The 3,367-nt window shown below is 35.5% G+C and carries 2 protein-coding genes and 1 pseudogene; 2 read left to right on the forward strand and 1 reads right to left on the reverse strand.

The features are described 5' to 3' along the window. Nucleotides 1–776, forward strand: a pseudogene (locus BGC07_RS16960) (IS3 family transposase); the annotation flags it as partial. Between the two features lie 109 nt (nt 777–885). Then, a complete protein-coding gene (locus tag BGC07_RS16965; protein ID WP_069314314.1) occupies nt 886–2,154 on the forward strand; it encodes an MFS transporter in 1,269 nt (422 codons plus the stop codon). A 718-nt stretch (nt 2,155–2,872) separates the two neighbouring features. Here BGC07_RS16965 and BGC07_RS16970 read toward each other — a convergent pair. Then, entirely contained in the window at nt 2,873–3,280 is a 408-nt protein-coding gene (locus BGC07_RS16970) for a hypothetical protein (protein WP_139121822.1), read from the reverse strand. Nucleotides 3,281–3,367: the final 87 nt, after the last annotated feature.

Here is a 3,367-nt window from a genome sequence, read left to right on the forward strand (position 1 = left end):
CAAGCGGCCTGCTAAAGTGATTTTAATTGAAGGGTTTCAGCTTTATCGGCGCTGTAAGGAGCTTTTTAAAGAAAGTCGCGGCAGCTTAGGGTCACGAATGATGGCATATAAACTTCAAGAAGAAGGCTTTCAAGTAGGCCGTTATTGGGCGAGAAGCCTAATGCAAAAACTCGGTTTAAAGGTGCTGCAACGTAAAGCTTATAGAGTGACAACTAAGCGTAAGCACCATCACGCTGTTGCAGATAACGTATTGAATCAGCAGTTTAATCCAGTCATTGCAAATCACTCATGGGCAGGTGACATTACCTACCTTAGAACGGCTGAAGGCTGGTTATATCTTGCGGTCGTTATCGATTTATACTCTCGAAAAGTGATCGGCTGGGCGATGAATAAGAGAATGAGCGAAAATCTAGTTTGTCGTGCAATGGATATAGCGATTCACTTGCGGCAGCCGGCAGAACACTTGTTATTTCACAGTGATCGTGGTTCGCAGTATACCAGTAAAAAATATCGAAAACTGTTGAAGAAGCATAAAATCACCGCTTCTATGAGCAGTGTCGGTGCTTGCGTTGACAATGCGGTTGTCGAGCGTTTTTTTGGCAGCCTAAAGCACGAATGGCTGTTGAATGTGACTCACTTAACCCGTGATACTATGAAGGAGGATGTTGAGGCCTATATTCGATATTACAATCATGATCGGCTGCATGCAGCCAATGGCAACCTATCGCCTATTAATTTTGAAAAAATCTCAATTAAAAGTGTCCAATATGACTTGACCGGAACAATGAATGGCATCAGGAGAAATAGGACAACTAAGGGTTTATGGTCGTCGTTTTCACAGCATGGAATCGATGGTTAAAAAATATATTCTGTTGTTTAATTGTTATGATTTATTTAACTAGAAATTCTTTTAAAATAATTACTCTATCTAGTTTTGGTAGTGCTTTAGAGCTTTATGACTTCGTCATTTTTGCTGTTTTTGCTAAAAGTATTGGGGAAACATTTTTTCCTCATAAAAATCATTCAGTTGAGCTTATTTCAGCCTTCGCCTTATTTGCGGTGGGGTATCTAATTAGGCCTATTGGTGGAATTGTCTTTAGTCACTTTGGAGATAGAATTGGCCGAAAGAAAAATTTCACAACATCAATATTCTTGATGGCGATAAGCACCTTATTGATGAGTTTCGTTCCATCTTATCAATCAATAGGTATGCTAGCACCTTTAGCTTTCATTTTTTTAAGAATTACCCAAGGATTTGCTATTGGTGGTGAAATACCTGGAGCAATCACCTTCGTAAGTGAGCACATAAAACAAAGAGCTGGGCTTGCTTGTGGAGCAATTTTTCTTTTTAATAATGTAGGTATTGTTTTTGCTAGTGTAGCTCATTCTATAGTGAAAATTGGCTTAACGCCTACCGAAACTGCTAACTATGGCTGGCGAATTGCCTTTGTTATTGGCGGGTTATTAGCAATAATTAGTTACTTATTAAGAAGTAGACTAGAAGAGACCCCTGACTTTTCTCATGCAAAGGAAAGTATCCATAAGGTACCTATTTATCAATTATTACGTAACCATTTTCCTTCTGTGATTGCAGGAATTCTAATCACAAGTTTGGGAGCCACAATAGTAAGTGTTTTATATCTTTATATGGTTAGCTATTTAGACACCATTAACAATTATTCTGTTCAGCACTCAGAAACGCTTACTTTTATCGGTTTAATAAGTTTTTCTCTATCTGTATTTATCATTGGCGCAATTTCAGATTACACTGGAAGAAAGAAACTTATTTTTACTGGTGCGTTAATATTTATTTTGTTTAGTTTAAGTTTTTTTAAAACGATTGTTGAACATAGAGATAATCTGGCTGCCTGGTTTATCTTGTGGGGTATTATTTCTGGACTTATAACAGGGTGTTACCCATGCTTACTTATTGAGCTATTTCCAACAAATGTCAGGTATTCTGGAGTCTCATTTTGTTTTAATATAGGCTTTGCAGTTTTTGGTGGCCTTTCTCCTCTTATCGCCTCATTACTTATTCATCTATCTGGTCGTTTATCCAGCCCTGCTTGGGTTCTTATTACTACATCGGTTTTTAGTGTATTTGGGCTAACGATCATCAGACGATACAAGGGCACCGTCACATTAATTTCATAATACCAAATAAAATGGACATTACCTGTAAAGCCCCCATTTTTATGTCAATGCTAAAATGGAATTTCTGTGCTTTTCATTTCTCATTTTTTTAACCGCATAGCGAAAATCACGGGGGCTTGCCCCCGTGATGAATAGCGTATAATGGGTCTTGACCCATTATAACGGTGTTTGTTGCATGGATTTAGATAGAAATAGTCATCATGTATTTAGAATTATCTATCACTTTGTTTGTGATATAGGCGCGCAAAACTGGAAGAAATTTAGAAAAATTTAAGAGCTATAATCTCTGCTTAAATTTAGGAGATATAGCATGACTAAGACGCGTAAAAACTATCCAAGTAAAATTAAAGCTGAAATTGCTTTAGAAGCGATTAAAGAGAAAGTAACTCAATCACAGCTAGTCAGTGAACATGGTATTCATAACTCATAAATTAAAGCATGGAAACAACAAGGATAGGCTCGCTGAGTACAGCTCACGACTTTAGGAGGGCCGTTGTATAATTTACCGTTGCCTGTATGATTAACTCCTTGTTAATCAATAAGTCGAATTATTTCAATTTCATGATATGACTGATTTTCAGAGTATTGTAATTCCTAAGCGCTAAAGTATGGTCGATAGTAGCTTAGTCAAAGGCTTGTCAACCATATAAAATTTATTTGTTTTTTCAGTTTTTAAGAGCTGTTGTAATTCACAGTACTTGTGCAACAGCACCCCTGCTTAGATCGTGCTTGGCGTTGACTTTTTGTCAAATAAGATTTTTCTACTAGGAACACAAGCATCAAAACTATCGTCACTATCTAGTAATTTTTTATAATATGGGTATATTCTACTTTCAATTGTTGAGTTTTTTTCAAGAATTTTATTACAATCAAGGGATAAATCTCTTTTTGATTTAATATCATTCATTTTTGAAAAGTCTAATTCTATATTTGAGTCGTCGCTACTTTCTTTATTAGAGTAAATAAATTCTGAGTTATTATAATCTGGAAGACTTTCAAAATATTTTGAAGGTCTTGATAAGTCCAATAGTCCTAAATTTAAATCTTGATACTTATGTAACTTACATTTTTTTGTGTATTTTCGTGAAATTGAGGTCATGAGAGTTAAATCTATAAATTCCATCATTGCTTTTATATGGATAAAAACTAACAGGATATTCCTCTATTGAATCATAAAAAGTAGATTTGAAATTATCAGAAAGCATATTTTTTA

Source organism: Piscirickettsia litoralis (assembly GCF_001720395.1).
GTDB classification, from domain to species: domain Bacteria; phylum Pseudomonadota; class Gammaproteobacteria; order Piscirickettsiales; family Piscirickettsiaceae; genus Piscirickettsia; species Piscirickettsia litoralis.

What these genes read in the sequence shown, in the direction of transcription:
- BGC07_RS16965 (WP_069314314.1), top strand. Translation starts at nt 886, where the DNA reads ATGATTTATTTAACTAGAAATTCTTTTAAAATAATTACTCTATCTAGT.
- BGC07_RS16970 (WP_139121822.1), bottom strand. Translation starts at nt 3,280, where the DNA reads ATGATGGAATTTATAGATTTAACTCTCATGACCTCAATTTCACGAAAA.